The sequence below is a fragment of the Mongoliimonas terrestris genome, assembly GCF_001927285.1.
Classification (GTDB): domain Bacteria; phylum Pseudomonadota; class Alphaproteobacteria; order Rhizobiales; family Pleomorphomonadaceae; genus Chthonobacter; species Chthonobacter terrestris.
The window spans coordinates 111,782-130,761 of record NZ_MSIG01000013.1; the positions used below are offsets into that span (position 1 = coordinate 111,782).

The 18,980-nt window shown below is 72.3% G+C and carries 17 protein-coding genes; 14 read left to right on the forward strand and 3 right to left on the reverse strand.

Features of this window, described 5'->3' with window-relative positions; all coding sequences use genetic code 11:
* Window positions 1-38 precede the first annotated feature (38 nt).
* The 5 genes from BUQ68_RS24320 (at window position 39) to BUQ68_RS17575 (ending at window position 4,725) form a co-directional block, all read left to right on the forward strand.
* On the forward strand, window positions 39-251 hold the full coding sequence (locus BUQ68_RS24320) for a hypothetical protein (RefSeq protein WP_075217308.1): 213 nt from the start codon (window positions 39-41) through the stop codon (window positions 249-251).
* A complete protein-coding gene (locus BUQ68_RS17560; protein WP_075217309.1) occupies window positions 244-1,173 on the forward strand; it encodes a site-specific tyrosine recombinase XerD in 930 nt (309 codons plus the stop codon). The genes BUQ68_RS24320 and BUQ68_RS17560 overlap by 8 nt, the downstream gene beginning before the upstream one ends.
* Before the next feature lie 237 nt (window positions 1,174-1,410).
* Window positions 1,411-2,370 (forward strand): acetyl-CoA carboxylase carboxyltransferase subunit alpha, encoded by a 960-nt coding sequence (locus BUQ68_RS17565; protein ID WP_075217310.1) that lies wholly within the window; start codon window positions 1,411-1,413, stop codon window positions 2,368-2,370.
* 215 nt (window positions 2,371-2,585) lie between these two features.
* Entirely contained in the window at window positions 2,586-4,055 is a 1,470-nt protein-coding gene (locus BUQ68_RS17570; RefSeq protein WP_075217311.1) for a L,D-transpeptidase family protein, read from the forward strand.
* Window positions 4,056-4,212: 157 nt separating this feature from the next.
* Window positions 4,213-4,725, forward strand: a complete 513-nt coding sequence (locus BUQ68_RS17575) for a GNAT family N-acetyltransferase (protein WP_075217312.1) — start codon at window positions 4,213-4,215, stop codon at window positions 4,723-4,725.
* 105 nt (window positions 4,726-4,830) lie between these two features.
* Here the strand turns inward: BUQ68_RS17575 and BUQ68_RS17580 are convergent, their stop codons facing one another.
* The gene (locus BUQ68_RS17580; protein WP_245293300.1) at window positions 4,831-6,300 is read right to left on the reverse strand and encodes a Y-family DNA polymerase; all 1,470 of its coding nucleotides are present in this window, start codon (window positions 6,298-6,300) and stop codon (window positions 4,831-4,833) included.
* A gap of 55 nt (window positions 6,301-6,355) precedes the next feature.
* Window positions 6,356-7,366 (reverse strand): ImuA family protein, encoded by a 1,011-nt coding sequence (locus BUQ68_RS24580; RefSeq protein ID WP_245293301.1) that lies wholly within the window; start codon window positions 7,364-7,366, stop codon window positions 6,356-6,358.
* A gap of 522 nt (window positions 7,367-7,888) precedes the next feature.
* Here BUQ68_RS24580 and ppa point away from each other — a divergent pair.
* The 3 genes from ppa to BUQ68_RS17595 all read left to right on the forward strand — a co-directional run bounded on the left by ppa (window position 7,889) and on the right by BUQ68_RS17595 (window position 13,936).
* Window positions 7,889-8,440, forward strand: a complete 552-nt coding sequence (gene ppa, locus BUQ68_RS17585) for an inorganic diphosphatase (protein ID WP_075217314.1) — start codon at window positions 7,889-7,891, stop codon at window positions 8,438-8,440.
* 199 nt (window positions 8,441-8,639) lie between these two features.
* A complete protein-coding gene (locus tag BUQ68_RS17590) occupies window positions 8,640-8,954 on the forward strand; it encodes a hypothetical protein (protein WP_075217315.1) in 315 nt (104 codons plus the stop codon).
* A 188-nt stretch (window positions 8,955-9,142) separates the two neighbouring features.
* A complete protein-coding gene (locus tag BUQ68_RS17595; protein WP_075217316.1) occupies window positions 9,143-13,936 on the forward strand; it encodes an NAD-glutamate dehydrogenase in 4,794 nt (1,597 codons plus the stop codon).
* A gap of 25 nt (window positions 13,937-13,961) precedes the next feature.
* Here BUQ68_RS17595 and gluQRS read toward each other — a convergent pair whose 3' ends face one another.
* Complete coding sequence (gene gluQRS, locus BUQ68_RS17600) at window positions 13,962-14,837, reverse strand: tRNA glutamyl-Q(34) synthetase GluQRS (RefSeq protein ID WP_075217317.1); 876 nt, start codon at window positions 14,835-14,837, stop codon at window positions 13,962-13,964.
* Window positions 14,838-15,114: 277 nt separating this feature from the next.
* On the opposite strand from gluQRS, the gene BUQ68_RS17605 reads away from it, so the two are divergent.
* The 6 genes from BUQ68_RS17605 to BUQ68_RS17630 all read left to right on the forward strand — a co-directional run bounded on the left by BUQ68_RS17605 (window position 15,115) and on the right by BUQ68_RS17630 (window position 18,803).
* Complete coding sequence (locus tag BUQ68_RS17605) at window positions 15,115-15,756, forward strand: DNA-3-methyladenine glycosylase family protein (RefSeq protein WP_075217318.1); 642 nt, start codon at window positions 15,115-15,117, stop codon at window positions 15,754-15,756.
* 23 nt (window positions 15,757-15,779) lie between these two features.
* Window positions 15,780-16,427, forward strand: a complete 648-nt coding sequence (locus BUQ68_RS17610; protein ID WP_075217319.1) for an alpha/beta hydrolase — start codon at window positions 15,780-15,782, stop codon at window positions 16,425-16,427.
* A gap of 100 nt (window positions 16,428-16,527) precedes the next feature.
* Window positions 16,528-16,719, forward strand: a complete 192-nt coding sequence (locus tag BUQ68_RS17615; RefSeq protein ID WP_075217320.1) for a twin transmembrane helix small protein — start codon at window positions 16,528-16,530, stop codon at window positions 16,717-16,719.
* Between the two features lie 109 nt (window positions 16,720-16,828).
* Complete coding sequence (locus tag BUQ68_RS17620) at window positions 16,829-17,419, forward strand: acyloxyacyl hydrolase (protein ID WP_075217321.1); 591 nt, start codon at window positions 16,829-16,831, stop codon at window positions 17,417-17,419.
* A gap of 60 nt (window positions 17,420-17,479) precedes the next feature.
* On the forward strand, window positions 17,480-18,058 hold the full coding sequence (locus BUQ68_RS17625; RefSeq protein WP_075217322.1) for a cob(I)yrinic acid a,c-diamide adenosyltransferase: 579 nt from the start codon (window positions 17,480-17,482) through the stop codon (window positions 18,056-18,058).
* Between the two features lie 37 nt (window positions 18,059-18,095).
* The gene (locus BUQ68_RS17630; RefSeq protein ID WP_075217323.1) at window positions 18,096-18,803 is read left to right on the forward strand and encodes a rhomboid family intramembrane serine protease; all 708 of its coding nucleotides are present in this window, start codon (window positions 18,096-18,098) and stop codon (window positions 18,801-18,803) included.
* Window positions 18,804-18,980: the final 177 nt, after the last annotated feature.

The window sequence follows — 18,980 nt, forward strand, 5'->3', positions numbered from 1 at the left end:
GCGCGGCCGGCGCATCATCCTTGCCGGATCCTTAACCCTTGGCCGACATCCTCGCCCTCATGCCGACGCTCACCCGTTTCGTTCGCACCATCGTTCTCGCCGTGGGCTTCGTCTACGCGGTGCTGTGGTCGCTGGCGACCCTGGTGGAGCCGCGCCCGCGGCCGATGAGCGAACCGGTGGAGAGCCGCATCCTGCGGGACGCGGGCCGGGCGCCGGCGGAACGGGCGGAGGAATTGGGTCGAAATGGCTGACGGACATCTGGTGGAGGCCTTCCTGGAGGCGATGAGCGTGGAGCGCGCGGCGGCCCTCAACACGCTGTCCGCCTATGCGCGCGACCTTGAGGACTATCGCGACCACCTAGCCGGCCGCGGCCGTGACGGGCTGTCCGCCGGCCGGGACGACGTGACCGCCTACATGGCGCATCTGGCCGGCCGCGGCTTTGCCCGCTCGTCGCAGGCAAGGCGCCTGTCGGCGGTGCGCCAGTACCACAAGTTCCTCTACGCGGAGGGCCACCGCGCCGACGACCCGACCACCACGGTCGACCGGCCGAAGGCGTCGCGCCCCTTGCCCAAGGTGCTGACCGTGGCGGAGGTGGACCGCATGCTGGAAGCCGCCCACGCGGCCGCGGCGGCACCGGCCGAGAAGCCCGCCGACACGCTTCGCGCCGCCCGCTTCGCCGCCATGCTGGAGGTGCTTTACGCCTCGGGCCTGCGCGTCTCCGAACTGGTGAGCCTGCCGGCGAACGCCATCCGGGCCGACACCCGCGCCATGACCGTGCGCGGCAAGGGCCGCAAGGAGCGGCTGGTACCGCTGGGGCCCAGGGCCCGGACCGCCGTCTTGCACCACCGGGCGCTGCAGAAGGCGGCCGGCCGGCACGCGGGTAGCCCCTATGCCTTCCCGGCGTCGAGCGAGGCCGGGCACGTGACGCGGCAGGCCTTCGCCCGCGACCTGAAGGACTGCGCGGCCCGGCTCGGCATTCCGGCCGCCAAGGTGTCGCCGCACGTGCTCCGCCACGCCTTCGCCAGCCACCTGCTTGCCGGCGGCGCGGACCTTCGGGTGGTGCAGGAACTGCTCGGCCATGCGGACATCGCCACGACGCAGATCTACACCCACGTGCAGGACGAGCGCCTCGCGCGCCTCGTCGCCGACCACCACCCGCTCGCCCGCAGTTGATCCGCCGCCCCTGCCGGGGCGGGACGCCCGGTGGCTGCCAGGCCAAGCGCTTGGTGGCTGCCGAGCACGGCGCCCGGTTGTGGGCAGCCCCGCTTCGCCTCGGCTTGACAGCGGCAGGGTCAGACGCCAGTGTCCGCGCCGTCGCGATCCCCCCGCCCGGGCGACGGCCGCCTCCGGTGGCCGGCGGGCCCGAAGCCGACGTCGCGTCGGCCGGCGCGTGACCATTTTGGAAGACGGATGCGCAGCTATCTCGAATTTGAAAAGCCCGTGGCCGACCTGGAAGGCAAGGTCCAGGAGCTGAAGGCGCTCTCCCAGTCCGGCGAGGCGGTGGCCATCGACGACGACGTGGCCAAGCTGGAGGCCAAGGCCGCCCAGGCTCTCGTCGACATCTATGCCAAGCTGACGCCGTGGCAGAAGACGCAGGTCGCCCGCCATCCGGACCGGCCCCACGCCGCCAACTACATCGCCAGCCTGATCGGCGACTGGACGCCGCTGGCCGGCGACCGCTCGTTCGGCGAGGACGCCGCCATCCTGGCGGGGCTCGGCACCTTCCGGGGGCGGCCCGTGGCCGTGCTCGGCCAGGAGAAGGGCCACGACACGCAGAGCCGCATCAAGCATAATTTCGGCATGGCGCGCCCGGAAGGCTACCGCAAGGCGATCCGCCTGATGGACCTTGCCGAGCGCTTCCGCCTGCCGGTGATCTCCTTCGTCGACACCGCCGGCGCCTATCCGGGCGTCGACGCGGAGGAGCGCGGCCAGGCTGAGGCCATCGCCCGCTCCACCGAGGCCTGCCTGAAGCTGACGGTGCCGAACCTTGCCCTCGTCATCGGCGAGGGCGGCTCGGGCGGCGCCATCGCGGTCGCCACCTGCAACCGCGTCTACATGCTGGAGCACTCCATCTACAGCGTGATCTCGCCGGAAGGCGCCGCCTCCATCCTTTGGAAGGACAGCGCCAAGGCCCAGGACGCGGCCACCGGCATGAAGATCACCGCCCAGGACCTGATGCGCTTCGGCATCATCGACGGCATCGTCAAGGAACCGACCGGCGGCGCCCACCGGGACCCGGACACCGTGATGGCGGCTGCCGGCGACATGCTCGATAGCGCGCTGGAGGAACTGCTGATCCTGTCGCCGGCCGACGTGAAGAAGGCCCGGCGCGACAAGTTCCTGGCGATCGGCCGCGACCTCAAGCCGTGAGCGAGTGACGACCGCACTGCGGAAATCCGGGGTTGCGTGGAGCGGCCGTTTCGGTCGATGCTTCCAGGGTGGGTGACGTCCTCTACGTGAAGCCGCATACGAGCTTTTCTGGTAACGGTTCGGTAACGGTATCCGTCAAGGATGACTTCAGGCTTGTCCGAGGGCGCGGGGGCGACGCTCTGTTTTCGGCGACCGGGCGATCAGGCAGGAATACGATGGCTTCCACGAACTTCTCGCGGGCAGCGACCCGTCTTCTCGGCGCGGTTCTGGTCTCGGCCCTCCTGGCCGGATGCCAGGCGGACGAACTCGGCTACGGGCCGAAGCACCTGAGGCAGGTCTCGGCCGAAACCAAGGCCGAGATGGTCAAGCTCGACGTCGCCACCACGGCGCCGGTCCTGATGCGCATCTTCAAGGAGGAGAACGCCTTCGAGGTCTGGCGCAAGGACCGCAGCGGCCGCTACGTGCTGGTGAAGTCCTACGAGATCTGCAAGTGGTCGGGCAACCTCGGCCCCAAGATCAAGGAAGGCGACCGGCAGGCGCCGGAGGGCTACTACACCATCACGCCCGCCCTGATGAACCCGAATTCCCAGTACTACCTCGCCTTCAACACCGGCTTCCCGAACGCCTTCGACCGGGCGCACGGGCGCACCGGCACGGCCCTGATGGTGCACGGCGCCTGCTCCTCGCGCGGCTGCTACGCCATGACGGACGAGCAGATCCAGGAGATCTACGCGATCGCCCGCGACGCCTTCCGCGGCGGGCAGAAGTCCTTCCAGTTGCAAGCCTTTCCGTTCCGGCCGACGCCCGAGAACATGGCCCGGCACTGGAACGACCCGAATATGGGCTTCTGGAAGATGCTGAAGGTGGGCTACGACCACTTCGAGCTGACCCGGGCCGAGCCCAAGGTGGACGTGTGCGGCCGCCGCTACGTGTTCAACGCCAAGCCGAAGGAAGGCGTGGAGATGAGCCCGGTGGCCGACTGCCCCGTGCTGGAGGTGCCCGAGGCGCTGCGCGTCGCTGCCGAGCGGAAAGCCGCCGAGGACGAGCAGAAGGCGGTGGTGATCGCCGCCCGCCTGGAGGGCGAGAAGAAGGCCGCCGAGGAGCGCGCCATCATGATCGCCGCCCGCAAGGACGAGCAGATCCGCGTCGCCGAGGAGCGTCGCCTGCGCATGGAGGAGCGCGGCAAGGCGCTGGCCTCTCTGTTCGGGGCCGCGCCCACGGCCGGAACGCCCGCCGCCGCGACATCGGCTGATGCGACCGGCGCCACGCCCGCCGCGCCGACCACCGCCGTCGCCGCGCTCCCCACGGCCGGTCCGAACGGCGAACCGCTGCCGCGCCGCAACCCGCGGGTGGACAGCACCGCTCTTGCCATGGCGCCGGCGGAGGCGAGCCAGGCCCGGTCGTCCGGCTCCATGTTCTCGCGCCTGTTCTCGTTCGGCGGCGAGGCCGCGTCGACGGACGCCGGCGCCCTCTCGCCGGAAGCGGCGGTGCCGGTTGTTCCCGCGACGCCGACCGCGCCGGTCGCTTCAGCGGCCGCCTCCCCGCTCGCGCCGGTGGCCGCGCCGGGCACGGCTGCGATCGAACCGGCAGTGCCGGTCGGGGCGGCGGCACCGGCCACGATGGCGGACGCCACGCCCCCGCCGAAGGCCGGTTCGTCCTTCTGGCCGTTCGGCAGCCTTTTCTGATCGGAACGCCGTGAAGACGCCTTTGCGTCGATCCCTTTGATTTTGCTTTTTGAGGACGGCCCGCTTCGGCGGGCCGTTCGCGTTTCGCGCGCGTTGGTGAAGGTGGCATCACCGTTTCCGTCTTTTCCGCTCGCCAGGGACGGGTTAAGCTCGTCTCATGAGCACAGTGTCGATCGATATACGGCGTGCGCGATTGGAGGATGCGGCTGGGATTGCGGCCGTACACGATCAGGCTTGGCGCAACGCCTACCGTGGCATCCTGCCCGGCCTCGACCTGGAGCGGATGGTGGAACGGCGGGGTCCGGCCTGGTGGTCGAAGGCGCTCCGCCGGCAGGTGGTGGTTCTGGTGCTGGAGGTGGACGGTCAGGTGGTCGGCTACGCCACCGTGGGGCCGAGCCGCATGCGCACCCTGCCCTACAAGGGCGAGATCTACGAGATCTACCTCTTGCCGCAATACCAGGGCGTCGGCCTTGGCCGCCGGCTGTTCCAAGCCGCCCGCCGCACCCTGTCGGAGCTGAAGTTCGCCGGCCTTGCGGTGCGGGCGCTCAGGGCCAACGCCGGCGCGGTGAACTTCTATCGCCGGCTCGGCGGCCGCACGGTGGTGGAGACCGGCGAGCGCGTGGGCGACACCGTGCTGCCCGTGCTGGTGTTCGGCTGGGACGTGAGCTGAGGCCGTCCGACCGATCGCGGTGGCTTCCCTGAGACATGATGGAAGAGCACCCCGGCGGCCCGTCGCGCGGCTCGTGGCGTCTTGACCGCCGCGCCTTCCGCATGCTCAGGCGAACAGCCCGTGCATGTACCAGCGCGGCGCCTCCACCTCGCGCACGAAGAGACCGTCGCGGAACATCCAGAAGCGGCGTCCTTCCGCGTCCTCCACCCGAAAATAGTCGCGCGTGAAGGCCACCTCGGCCTTCCACCACTCCGGCGCGATCCGCTCCGGGCCTTCCGCCCGGGCCACGTCGTAGACCACCCGCCGCCAGCGGAAGCGCACCGGCGGGCCGTCCGGCACGCCGGCGACCGTCTCCACCAGCTCCGGCTCCCCGAGGAGGCGGACCGGGAAGCGCGGCGGCTCGCCCGCGTCGGGCCGGGGCGTCGCCGCAAAGCCGAGCGCCCGCTCGGCCACGGTTGCGGCCGGCACCAGGGCGGCGGTCAGCTCCGGCACGTGGCTGTCGAGGGGCAGGAAGCGGGTGACGGCGGCAAGGCCGAAGCGGGCGCCGAGCCGGTCCACCAGCCGCTCCACCGCCAGCGACCGGTCGGTGTCGCCGGTGAGGTCGGTCTGGGCGGCGTCGAGCGGGGCCGCGAGGCGGACCGCGAGACGGACGAGGTCGTAGCCGTAGCCCGGGTCGAGCCCCCCGCCTGCCCGCGTGGCCAGCCGCTCGCCGATCAGGCCGACCAGCGCCTTCGGGGCCCGCAGCGGCCGGGCGGTGCCGACCTCCACCCGGGTCACGTGGCCGTCGGCGCGAAAGAGCGCGAGCTCCACGAGCCGCGCCCCCTCCCCCCGCGCCTCCAGGCCGGCGGAAAGCGATTCCGCCAGGGAGGCGACCGTCGCCTCCAGGGTGGCGAGTTCGGTCACCGGGTCGGCGAACCGCCGCTCCGCAAGGGCGGACGGCGCCGGCAGGCGGGGCGAGATGGATTCGCCGCCCGCCCCGAAGGCCTGGTCCAACCGGCGGGCGAGGAGCGGGCCGAAGCGGGCGGTGAGCGGCGCGCGCGGCTGGCCGTGCACATCGGCGATCCGCTTCAGGCCCACCCGGTCGAGCGCCGCCACCATGTCGGCGGGCAGCCGGAGGGCGGCAAGCGGCAGGCCGCCGAGGCGCTCGCCGTGCCGGCCGGGCGGCACCACCCGGCCGGCGGCCACGGCCCCCGCCGGGGGGGCGAAGCGGGCGACCGCCCAGGCGGCGCCGACCGTGTCGGCCACCGCGCCCACGGCGGAAAAGCCCTGCGCCCGCAGCCGCCCGACGAGGTCGTCCAGCATGGCGGCCTCGCCGCCGAACAGGTGGGCGCAGCCGGTGATGTCGAGGAGAAGGCCGTCCGGCGGGTCGAGGCCGACGAGCGGCGTGTAGCGGTCGGCCCAGTCGGCGACGGCGGCGAGAAGGGCCGCGTCGGCGGCCGGATCGGCGTCGTCCACCGCCAGCGTCGGCAGGAGGGCGCGCGCGTCGGCGAGGCTGAGGCCTGGCCGCACGCCGGCCGCCTCGGCGGCGGCATCCACCGCCACCAGGCGCACCGCGCCGGCTTGGATCTCCACCACGGCGCGCGGCGGGTCAGCCGCCCTCTGGGACGGATCTGCCTCACGCCGGGGCGGGTCAGCCGCCCTCTGCCGGAGCGGTCCAGCCGCCCTGGAGGGCGAGGCGGCCGGGTCGCCCGCCACGGGACTCCCGTCCCTGGAATGCCACGACCGTCCCAGGCGCAGCCGGGCCAGTCGGTCGGTCGGCAGGCGGGGCAGCCAGATCGACAGGAAGCGGGCGGGGCGCAAGGGCGCGGAAGCGGCGTTCATCACTGTTCCACTCCAGATCCAGGCGGCCGGTGCGGCCGTCGCGGTTCTTCTCCAGCACGAGCGTCCAGGCCGGAAAGCCCGCGCCCGCCAGGAAGCCGTCCACCGGCTCGGACGGGCGCGGCGTCACCAGGAGGCGGGTGGTGGCCGCGGAGGCGACAGGCGGCGCCCCCTGGAGCGACAGGAAGAGCGGCACCCCGCCCTCCCGCGCCCGGAGCGCCAGCCGGCGCGAGGCGGTGAGGTCGAAGGCGCGGGCAAGGCCCTGCATCTCCCCCACCACGGCGACGAGACCGCCGCAGCCGAGCCCCTCCTCGATGGCCCAGAGCACGTCCGCCGCCTGGCCCACGTCCACGGCAAGAAGCCGGGCCGGATCGAGCCCCAGCTGGGCAAGGCCGAGGGCCGCCGGCCGGCCCGCCTCCCGTGCCGCCCGGTCCTCCCGCACCCAGAGCACCGGCCCCGGCCGCCGGGTGCCGAGGGCCGCGATGAGGGCCGCCAGGAAGCCGGAGGCGGCGCCCGCCGCCCGGGTCTCGTCGGTGCGCACCAGATGGACCGCGCCGAGCGGCAGGCCGCCGTCGAACCAGCCGTCGAAGGCCGGCACGCCGAGCGTCAGCCGGCCGGGACGCCGGCGGGCGCGGGCCGGACCGCCACCGTCGGGCCAGCCGGCGGGCGCCGCCTCCGCCGGCGCGACGACCGGCGCCTCCAGCCGGGCGCCGGCCTCCACCCTGCCTTCCAGCACCGCCACCATCCGGCGAAGATCCGCAAGGCTCGGGGCGGCCCCCTCCGCCGGCTCCAGGACGGCCGGCAGGGCCAGGTCCCGGCCCATGCAAGGGTCCGTGCCAGAGTCCATGCCAGAGTCCATGCCAGGGTCCGGTCGGGGGCCCGGAGGTGGCGGGACGGGAGCGGCGGGACGGTCGCGCAGGAACGCACGGATCCGTCCCGCGTCCTTTCGATGAACGCGCGGCTGCATGGGTCTTCAACTCGCCTTGTTCCACTTATGTTCTCATAGATTCCGAGCTGACCCAAAAGAGTCAAGAGCCGCATCGCCCGGAAGCGCGACCGCAGGCCTCACGGATCCCGGCCGTCCCCTGCGGGGCGGCGGGGAACCCGACGCGGGGCGGTTCGGGCCCCTCCTTCGGCGCGGAGCAGGCGCCCCTGCGGGGCGGTTCAGCCGCCCCTGCGGGGCGGTTCGCAGGCCCGTTGGCCGACCCCGGCTTTAGTCTTAATTCCTTGAGGCATGCTGCAGCGCACAAGGGCAGACTTGGCGGCGAGCGCGGAAACCGCTACTAAGCCCCATCCTGCGCCCGATCGGCGCAGCCCGTTCGGCACGGATCCGGAGACCTCGACCATGCGCATCGACGCCGTCCCCATCGGCAAGAACCCGCCCTACGACATCAACGTCATCATCGAGGTCCCGCTCGGCGGCGAGCCGATCAAGTACGAGATGGACAAGGAGGCCGGCGCGCTCTGGGTCGACCGATTCCTCTACACGTCCATGCGTTATCCGGGGAACTATGGCTTCGTCCCGCACACCCTGTCGGACGACGGCGACCCGATCGACGTGATCGTCTGCAACACCCGCGCCATCATCCCGGGCGCCATCATGAACTGCCGGCCGATCGGCGTTCTGAAGATGCAGGACGAGAGCGGCGGCGACGAGAAGATCATCGCCGTCCCCTCCACCAAGCTGACCAAGCGCTACGACAAGGTGGAGAGCCACACCGATCTGCCGGACATCACGCTGAAGCAGATCGAGCACTTCTTCGAGCACTACAAGGACCTGGAACCCGGCAAGTGGGTGAAGGTGATCGGCTGGGGCGACGCCGAGGAGGCCCGCTCGATGATCATGCAGGCCGTGGAGAAGGCCAAGGCCCAGGGCAAGGGCAAGGCGGCCGAGTGAACCGCCCGGCGGCGAACGCCGCCGGATGACGGAAGCGCTCGACGCATTCCCACTTCAGGAAGGGCCGGCGCCCCCGCGCCGGCCCTTTCGCGTTTTCGCCCAGCCTGCAGCTCCCGGTTCGACCACCGCATCCGCGGCCTTGCCGAACGCGCCGGCGCGCCGCATCGTGCTTACCGCATAGTCGCGGGGAGTTTTCACGATGTCCGTCCAGCCGCGCCTGCTCCGGCCGCGCCTCCTTCCGCCCGCGGTCGCCCTCGGCCTTGCCGGCTGCCAGGGGAGCGGGATGGCGGCCGGCGTCACCGTGCCGGTGGAGGTGTTGCTGGCCGCGGCCTTCGTGGCGCTGGCTATCGCGCCCATTCTGGTGAGGAAGCTCGCCGGGCGGCCCCGGCCCGACCGCCGCGCCCGCGAGGCGGCATCCGCGCCTTCCGACCGGGGATCGGGCGGCGAGAACCGGCACGGCAGCCGCTCGTCGGACCGCCAGTCCGATGCCCACGAGGATGGCGGCGACGACTGATCCGCCCGCCGGGGCGCCGCTTGGCCGACGGGTGCCACGGCGCTGTCATCTATTCCGTTTTTCGAACCGGCAGACCCACTCGGCATTGAACAATCGAAAGGTCGGCGCGCTACAACGGACACCCGCAGCGACGAAAGGGGGGACGCGTCGGCCGCCCGCGCCACCGTCGGATGCGCCGGAGACCGTCCATGCCGCAGACGTTGGATCTTCTGAAGGAAGCCCGCATCGATGAGGCCGCCGGGATCGCCACGGCGCGCGGCAACCCGGAACTTGCCGACTTCATCCGCGTCTTCCTCGCCCGCGGCGCGGCCGAGGACGTGGCGGTCTACACGCCGGCCGAACTGCTGGCGCTCGCTGAAGCCGCCATGGCGGACCTTGCGGCCCACCATCCCGGCACCCACCGGGTGACCGTGTTCGACCCGGACCATCCGGGCTCCGGGACGGCCCACCGGGCCGTCACCGTCGTGGAGATCCTCAACGACGACATGCCCTTCCTGGTCGATTCGGTGATGCAGGAGCTGGCCGAGAGCCAGGTCGACGTGCGCCTTCTCGTCCATCCAATCCTCAGCGTGGTGCGGACCGAGGCCGGCGTGCTGCAGCGGTTCGCCGAGCCAGGATCGGCCGGCAGCACGCGCGAGAGCCTCATCCACATCCACGTGGCGCGCCTGCCGGACGCCACCGCCCGGGCGGACCTGCGCGCCCGGCTCGACCGGGTGCTCACGGAGGTGCGCGCCGCCGTCACCGACTGGCCGGCGATGCGGGCGGTGCTCGACGGGGTGATCGCCGACTACCGGGCCGCGCCGCCGCCGCTGCCGGCCGACGAGGTGGTCGAGGCCGTGGCCTTCCTGGAGTGGCTCGCCAACGACAACTTCACCTTCCTCGGCTACCGCGAATACGACGTGGAGATGGCCACCGGCGAGGCCGACCGGATCGCCCTCAAGCCGGAGACCGGCCTCGGCATCCTCAAGGACCCGGACGTGCGGGTGCTCCGGCGCGGCCGCGACCTCGTCCAGGTGACGCCCGAGATCCGCGACTTCATGAACAGGCCCGAGGCGCTGATCGTCACCAAGGCGAACGTGAAGAGCCGCGTGCACCGGCGCGCCTACATGGACTATGTGGGCATCAAGCGCTACGACGCCGCCGGCACGCTGAAGGGCGAGATCCGCCTTGTCGGCCTCTTCACCGCCACCGCCTACACCCGCTCGGCCCGGGTGATCCCCTACCTTCGCCAGAAGGTGGAGCGGGTGATCGCCAAGGCGGGGTTCGACCCGACCGGCCACTCGGCGAAGACGCTGGCGGCGGTGCTGGAGAACTATCCGCGCGACGATCTCTTCCAGATCGACTTCGACACCCTCTACGACTTCGCCATCGCCATCCTGGAGCTCGACGAGCGGCCGCGAATCCGCGTGCTGCCGCGGCGGGACAAGTTCGACCGCTTCGTCTCGGTGCTCGTGTTCGTGCCGCGCGACCGCTACAGCACCGAGGTGCGCATCCGCCTCGGCGCCTTCCTCAGCGGCATCTACCTGGGCCGGGTGTCGGCCTTCTATCCCTTCTTTCCGGAAGGCACCCTCACCCGCATCCACTTCATCATCGGCCGCGACGAGGGCGAGACGCCGAACCCCTCGCGCACGGAGCTGGAGGCCGGCGTCGCCGCCCTGGTGCGCACCTGGGCCGACGCCTTCCACGAGGCCGTGCGCGCCCGCCACGCGCCCGACCACGCCCGCACCCTGATCGAGCGCTGGGGACCGGCCTTCTCGGCCGCCTACCGGGACAGCTACGACCAGACCGAGGCGCTCGACGACGCCGCCCGCCTCGACCGGCTGACCGGCAGCCGCACCCTGGCGGTGGCCTTCCGCGTGCCGCGCGACGCGGACCCGGGCGAGATCGCCGTGAAGATCTACCATCGGGGCGGGCCGCTGCCGCTCTCCGAGCGGGTGCCCGTGCTGGAGGCCATGGGCTTCCGGGTGATCGAGGAGCAGACCTTCGTCCTGCCGCTGCCGGAGCCCGGCACCGTGATCCACGACATGCGGCTCGTGCGCGCCGACGGCCGCCCGGTGCCGCTTGACGAGGTGGGCGAGCCGCTGACGGCGCTTGCCATGGCGGTGTCCTTCGGCCATGCGGAGAGCGACCGGCTGAACGCGCTCCTCGTCTCCGCCGGCCTCGCCTGGCGGGAGATCGCGCTCCTGCGCGCCCTGTCGCGCTACCTGCAGCAGGCGCGCATTCCCTACGAGCAGGGCTATATCGCCGACACGCTGAACCGACATCCGGCGATCGCCGCCACGCTGGTCCGCTATTTCCGCGCCCGTTTCGACCCGGACCTTGCGGGCGACCGGGCGCTGGAGGAGGCGCGGGTCGCGGCCGAGTTCGACGGCGCCCTCGAAGCGGTGACGAGCCTCGACGACGACGTCATTCTGCGCCGCCTCGCCAACCTCGTCGCCGCGGCGGTCCGCACCAGCTTCTACCAGCTCGGCCCCGACGGCCGGCCGCGGCCGGTGATCGCCCTCAAGTTCGACCCGGCACGGATCGAGGACCTGCTGGCACCCCGGCCGTTCCGGGAGATCTGGGTCTATGCCCCGCGGGTGGAGGGCGTGCACCTGCGCTTCGGCAAGGTGGCGCGCGGCGGTCTCCGGTGGTCGGACCGGCCGCAGGACTTCCGCACCGAGGTGCTCGGCCTCGTTAAGGCCCAGCAGGTGAAGAACGCCGTGATCGTGCCGGTGGGCGCCAAGGGCGGCTTCTTCCCCAAACGTCTGCCCGCCGGCCCGCGCGAGGCGGTGTTCCAGGAGGGAACCGCCGCCTACACGCTCTTCGTCGGCAGCCTCCTGGACCTCACCGACACACTCGACGGCGACACCGTGATCCCGCCGGCGCGCACCATCCGCCACGACGGCGACGACCCCTATCTGGTGGTCGCCGCCGACAAGGGCACCGCCACCTTCTCCGACACGGCCAACGGCATCGCCGACGCCCGCGGCTTCTGGCTGTCGGACGCCTTCGCGTCCGGCGGGTCGGCGGGCTACGACCACAAGAAGATGGGGATCACCGCCCGCGGTGCCTGGGAGGCCGTGAAGCGCCATTTCCGCGAGATGGATACGGACATCCAGACGACGCCCTTCACGGTGGTCGGCGTCGGCGACATGTCGGGCGACGTGTTCGGCAACGGCATGCTGCTGTCGCGCAAGATCCGCCTGATCGCCGCCTTCGACCACCGGGACATCTTCCTCGACCCGGATCCCGACCCGGAGACGTCGTTTGCGGAGCGCGAGCGCCTGTTCGCTCTCCCCCGCTCGTCCTGGGCCGACTATGACACCGCGCGGATTTCGACCGGCGGCGGGGTCTTCTCGCGGAGCCTCAAGGCCATTCCGCTGTCGGCGGAGGCGCAGGCGGCGCTCGGGCTCGACAAGGCCCGCGCCACCCCGCAGGAGGTGATGCGGGCCATCCTGAGGGCGCCGGCCGATCTCCTCTGGTTCGGCGGCATCGGCACCTATGTGCGCGCCGAGACGGAGACGGACGCGGAGGTCGGCGACCGCGCCAACGACGGCATCCGGGTGACCGCCGGGGAGGTGCGCGCCAAGGTGATCGGCGAGGGCGCAAACCTCGGCGTAACCCAGCGCGCCCGCATCGCGTACAATCTTGCCGGCGGACGCAGCAATTCCGACGCGGTGGACAATTCCGCCGGCGTCAACTCCTCCGACGTGGAGGTGAACATCAAGATCGCCTTCGGCCGGGCTGTGCGCGGCGGGCGGCTCACAATCGAGAACCGCAACGCGCTCCTCTCGGAGATGACGTCCGAGGTGGCCGCGCTGGTGCTTGCCAACAACTACCGGCAGAGCCTTTGCGTATCGCTGGCCGAGGCCGCCGGCATGGCGGATTTCGGATACCAGCGCCGGCTGATCCAGTGGCTGGAGGGACGCGGCCGGCTGGACCGCGCCGTGGAGACGCTGCCGGATGACGCAACGCTCGCCCAGCGGGAGAAGGCCGGGCGTCCGCTGACCCGGGCGGAGATCGGCGTTCTCATCGCCTACGCCAAGATCGTCCTCTTCGACGATCTCCTGGAAAGTCCGGTGCCGGACGACCCGGCCCTGGTGGAGACGCTCCTCGGCTACTTCCCCTCGGCCATGCGGGCCGACTACCGGGACGATATCCTGGGCCATCGGCTGCGCCGGGAAATCGTCGCCACCGTGGTGGCCAACGCCTTCGTGAACCTCGCCGGCCCGACCGCCATCGTACGCCTCGTCGACCAGACCGGCGCCGCCCCGGCGGAGATCGTGGCGGCCTGGCTGGTGGCCCGCGCCGCCTTCGACGCGGACGCCTTCGTGGCGGCGGTCGACGCGCTCGACACCAAGGTGCCGGGCCTCGTCCAGAACGACCTCTACGGCCGCCTGCGCGACGTGCTCGTGGAAGCGCCGCTCTGGCTGATCCGCAACGCCGATCCGACGGGGGGCCTTGCCGAGCGGATCGCCCGGCTGAAACCGGGGATCCAGTCCTATGCAGCGTTGATTGCCGGCCGGCCGCTCGCCGACGCCGACGAGGCGGACGCCGCCGCCCTGGTGCAGGCGGGCGTGCCGGTGGGTCTTGCCAACCGGGCCGCCCGGCTGCCGCACATCGCCGACGCCCTCGACGTGATCCGGGTGGCGGAGGCGTCCGGCCGGCCCATCGCCGCCGCCGCGGAGGCGACCGGCCGGGTCGCCGGCCTCTTCGGCATCGACCGGCTCGACACGCTCGCCGGTGGCCTTCGCCCGTCGGACTACTACGAGAGTCTCGCCCTGGAGCGGGCCCGCCGGGTGCTCGCCGACGCCCACCGGCGCGTGGCGACCGCCGTTGCGGCGCACGGCCCCGACGGCGCCGGCATGGACGCCTGGCTCGCCGAACGGCGGGCCGCTGTGGAGCGCACCAACGCCGCCCTCGCCGACCTGCTGGCCGGAACGCCGACCGTTGCGCGCTTCACCGTGGCGGCGGGTCTCCTGGCGGACGTGGCGAACTGAACCGGCTGACGGCCCCGCCGGTGCTTCAGAGGCCGACCAGCCGGCGGATGTCCGCCGGGGTCGCGCCCGCGGCCCGCAAGGCGCGCAGACCCGCCGAGCCGGCAGACTTGGAGAGCTTGCGGCCGTCCTCGCCGAGGATCAGCCGGTGGTGCCGGTAGACCGGCTCGGGCAGGCCGAGCAGCACCTGCAGCAGCCGGTGCACCGCCGTGGCGTGGAAGAGATCGGCGCCGCGGATCACCTCGGTGATCCCCTCCGCCGCGTCGTCCACCACGACGGCCAGATGATAGCTCGCCGGCGCGTCCTTGCGGGCGAGCACCACGTCGCCCCAGGCGGCCGGGTCGGCGGCGACGCGGCGGACGGTGCCGGTGGGATGGCCGTCCGGGTCGACGTCCCGTTCGCGCCAGGACAGGGGGCCGGCGAGGGCGACGGCCCTGTCCATGCGGAGGCGCATCGCATGCGGTTCGCCGGCGGCGATCCGGGCGGCAGCCGCGGCCGGGTCGAGATCGCGGTCGAGGCCGGGATGGAGCGGTGCTCCGTCCGGATCCCGCGGAGCGGGCCGTCCGGTGCGCGCCGCTTCGGCCTCGGTGGCGGCGCGGACGGCGGCGCGGCTGGCGAAGCTCGGGTAGGTGAGCCCGAGGGCCGCCAAATGGACGAGCGCCCCCTGGTAGCTGGCGAGATGGTCCGACTGCCGGCGCACCGGCCGCTCGTAGGCAATGCCGAGCCAGTCGAGGTCCTCCAGGATCCGCGCCACGAAGGCCGGCCGGCTGCGCTCGCCGTCGATGTCCTCGATCCGCACCCGCATGCGGCCGCCCGACGCCGCGGCGGCCTCGGCGTTGAGGAGCGCCGAGAGGGCGTGGCCGAGGTGAAGGTCGCCGTTCGGCGACGGCGCGAACCGGAACACGGGCCTCGGTTCAGTGCCGGTCGCCGCGGCTTCCCCGGCCGGTCGCCGATCATCCGCATCCCTGTCTCCGCCGCTCACTTGCGTTCGTCCCGCATAAATCCCACCTCCCCGGGTCTCCGTCCGACCGTGCCTCGCCCGGCCTGTCCCTCGCCTTGGTCGCCGTCCCGTGCCAGACTGGCCGGCGGAATTGTGGCGGTCCCGGCGCCCGGCCGGCACGCCGCCAGGATCGGCGGCGGACAAGCCGGCCGCAACCCTGCCAAGGACCCTGCCGCCTCCCATGCGCCTTCTTCTGACGCCCGCCGACATGACCGAAGGCCTCGACGCCCTTGTGGCGGCGGATCCGCGCCTCATCCCCGTTCGGGCCGCCTGCGGCACCGTCGAGATCCGCCACCGCCCGCCCGGCTACGAGGGCGTCGCCCGGATCGTCGTCGCCCAGATGGTGTCGGTGGCGAGCGCCAACGCCATCTACGGCCGCCTGGAGACGACGCTCGGCGCGGTGACACCGGACCGGGTTCTGGAGGCCGACGACGCCACCTTGCGCGCCGCCGGCCTTTCAGGCGCGAAGATCCGCACGCTCCGTGGCGTCGCAGAGGCCACGCGCAACGGGCTCGACCTTGCCGGCCTCGCGGAAGCCCCGGCCGAGGCGGCGGTCGCCGCGCTCACCGCCCTGCCGGGCATCGGCCAGTGGACGGCGGAGATCTTCCTCCTCTTCTGCGCCCGCCACGCGGACGTGTTTCCGGCCGGCGACCTCGCCCTTCAGGTCGCCGCCATGGAGGGGCTCGGCCTGCCGGACCGGCCGAGCGAAAAGGCCATGCGCCAAATGGCGGAGGCCTGGTCGCCCTGGCGGGGCGTTGCGGCCAAGCTCTTCTGGGCCTACCACAAGGCATGCCGGGAGGGCCGCACCGCCGTGCCGGTCTGAACGCCCGACCCGGAGCCCGCCCCATGAGCCGCATCGACGGTCCTCGCCTCGCCCCCGCCGCCGGCGGTCCCGCCACCGGCCTCGTGGTCTTCCTGCACGGCTACGGGGCCGACGGCAACGACCTGATCGACCTCGGCCGCGCCTTCGCGCCGCTGGTGCCGGGCGTCGCCTTCGTCAGCCCGCACGCGCCGAACCCCTGCGGCATGTCGCCCATGGGCCGCGAGTGGTTTCCGCTCACCTTCCGCGACCCCACGGAATACCGGCGCGGCGTGCAGGCGGCCGGCCCCGGCCTCGACGCCTTCCTCGACGCCGAACTCGCCCGGCACGGCCTTGCCGGTGACCGTCTGGTGCTGATCGGCTTCAGCCAGGGCACCATGATGGCGCTCCACGCGGGCCTTCGCCGCCGCACCGGCCCGGCAGCCATCATCGGCTTCTCCGGCCTCCTGGCGGACCCGGAGGACCTTGCCGCCACGACGGCCCGGCCGCCGGTGACGCTCATCCACGGGGACGAGGACCAGGTGCTCCCGATCGACTTCCTGTTCGCCGCCGCGAACGCGCTTGCCGCGGCCGGCGTGCCGGCCACCTTCCACGTCTGTCCGGGCGTCGCCCACGGCATCGACCAGCGCGGGCTCGGCATCGCAGCCGAGGCCATACGCGCCGCGCTCGGCTGACCGCCGCTGCCGCCCGCCGGGCCCCTTGCACCCCTGGCCGAGGGCGCCATATGGCGCACGCGGCCAGGCGCAGCCGCCCCTCTCCCGCCCAAGGACCTACATGCTCACCTTCGTCCAGTTCCTCTTGCCGGTCGCCCTCGCGGCCGTGGCCATCGTGCTCTTCCTCGGGCTCGGCAACATGATCCGCGGCGGCAGCGCCAGCCGGTCGCAGACCCTGATGCGCTGGCGCATCGGCCTGCAGGGGGTCGCGGTGGCGATCATCATGCTGTCCATCTGGCTGATGGGACGCTGACGCAACAGGGTGACGCGAACCGGCGGCGGCCGGCCCTGTTCCAGGTTGCGGCGCGAGGGTGGGTGATTCACCGTCGACCCAGACCTGATTCGCCGACCCGGAGTTGCCGATGCCCGCCCTTTTCCGCCGCCGCACCCTCGCAGCCGCGTCCGTCCTCCTGGCCAGTGCCCTGAGCGCCGGCGGCGCGGCGACGGCGGCGGACCTCGGCGCGGCGCCGGACCTTGCGGCACCCGCGTCGTCCTTCCGGATCCTCGACGAGATTCGCGCCCGCCTGCTCGGCACCGCCATCTTCGAGGACGACACGTCGGTCGGCATCGGGGCGGAAGTCCTCTCCTCGGCGCTGCCCCTCGACAGCGGCAATTCGCTCGTCGACTTCGTGTTCGGCCCCCGGCTTCATGCGGGCCTTGCCTCGCCCCTCGGCGCCGACCCGCTCTACGGCTACGCGGGCTTCACCTGGACGCTGCCGGTGACCGACAGCCTCTTCGTGGAGGTCTCGCTCGGCGGCGCGCTCAACACCGGCGGCGACACCGGCCCGCTCGGCTGCGCGGCCACCTTCCGGGAGGCGGCGGCGGTGGGCTGGTCACTGGACGAACACTGGCGCATTCTGGCCGGCATCGAACACCTGTCGCACGCGGATCTCTGCGGCGACGACAATCCGGGGCTGACCGCCGTCTCCGCCTCCGTCGGCTACCGCTTCTGAGGGGCGGCCGGGAGGGGAGCATCGGGGTCGCCGCCGGACGGCGGAGGAAAGGCTGACCCCATGGTGGTTCTGAACCGCATCTACACCCGCACCGGCGACAGCGGCACGACCGCCCTCGGGTCCGGCGAGCGGCGGCCGAAATACGATCTGAGGGTCTCGTCCTACGGCACCGTGGACGAGACCAACGCCACCCTCGGCCTTGCCCGCCTGCACACCGGCGCGCTGCCGGAGGTGGATGCCATGCTGGCGCGCATCCAGAACGACCTGTTCGACCTCGGTGCGGATCTCGCGACCCCGGACACGGGCGAACCGCTCGGCTACGAGCCGCTGCGCATCCTCGCCTCCCAGGTGGACCGGCTGGAAGCGGAGATCGACAGCCTCAACAAGGACCTTTCGCCGCTGCGCTCCTTCGTGCTGCCGGGCGGCTCGCCGGCCGCCGCCTATCTGCACCTCGGCCGCACCGTGTGCCGGCGCGCCGAACGGCTGGTGGTGGAACTTGCCGCCGACCCGGCCGAGCCGGTCAACCCGGAGGCGGTGAAATACCTCAACCGGCTGTCCGACTTCCTCTTCGTGGCAAGCCGCTGGGTGAACGACAAGGGCGCCGCGGACGTGCTCTGGGTTCCGGGCAAGACCCGCTGATCCCGCATCCTGGTGCCGGCGGAGGCCGAGGCGACGCATGTTCGTGCCCATCTACGACCACAACCCGCTTGAGCACATTCCGCGGCCGTTCGTGAACTGGTCCATCATTGCGGTCACCTGCCTGGTGTACTTCGTCTTCCAGAGCGACCTGGTGGTGGAGGCCTACTATGCGGCCGCCTTCGGCCTCGGCCTAACGCCGGCCTACCTGTTCGACGGCCTCCCCGCCCCTGAGGGCGTGACACTCGTGCCGGAGGGCGCGACCCTTATCACCTACGCGCTCGTCCACGGCGACGTGTGGCATCTCCTCGGCAACATGCTCTTCCTCTGGGTGTTCGGCGACAACGTGGAAGACGCGGTCGGTCACGGCCGCTATCTCCTCTTCTACATGGCGACCGCGGCGGCCGGCGGCCTTCTGCATGCCCTGATGCTGCCGGGGTCCGACACCTTGCTGATCGGCGCCTCGGGGGCCGTCGCCGGCGTGGTCGGCGCCTACCTGATGCTGCATCCGCGCACCAAGCTGTGGATCCTGGTGCTCGGACGCATCCCGCTCAGGCTCACCGCGCGCTGGCCGCTCGTCTTCTGGGTGCTGCTGCAGATCGTCTCGGCGGTGACCACGGTGGACGAGGCGGTGGCCTGGTGGGCGCATGTGGGCGGGCTTGCGGCCGGCATCGGCCTCATCGTTGTGATGCGCCGGCCGGGGGTGCCGCTGTTCGACCGGAACATGCCGATCGAAGGCACCACTTGACGCGCACGTAAACCATAGGTTCGATGCGACCACGGTATGCGTTGACAGTGCGGCGGTGCCGTCTTTAGGGTCCGCCCCTGGTTTTGCGCTGCAATATCGAACCGAAGAATTCGCCGCCTCCTCAAAAAGAGCGGCGCGGGAGGTAAGCCGCCATGAAGATCCTCGTGCCCGTGAAGC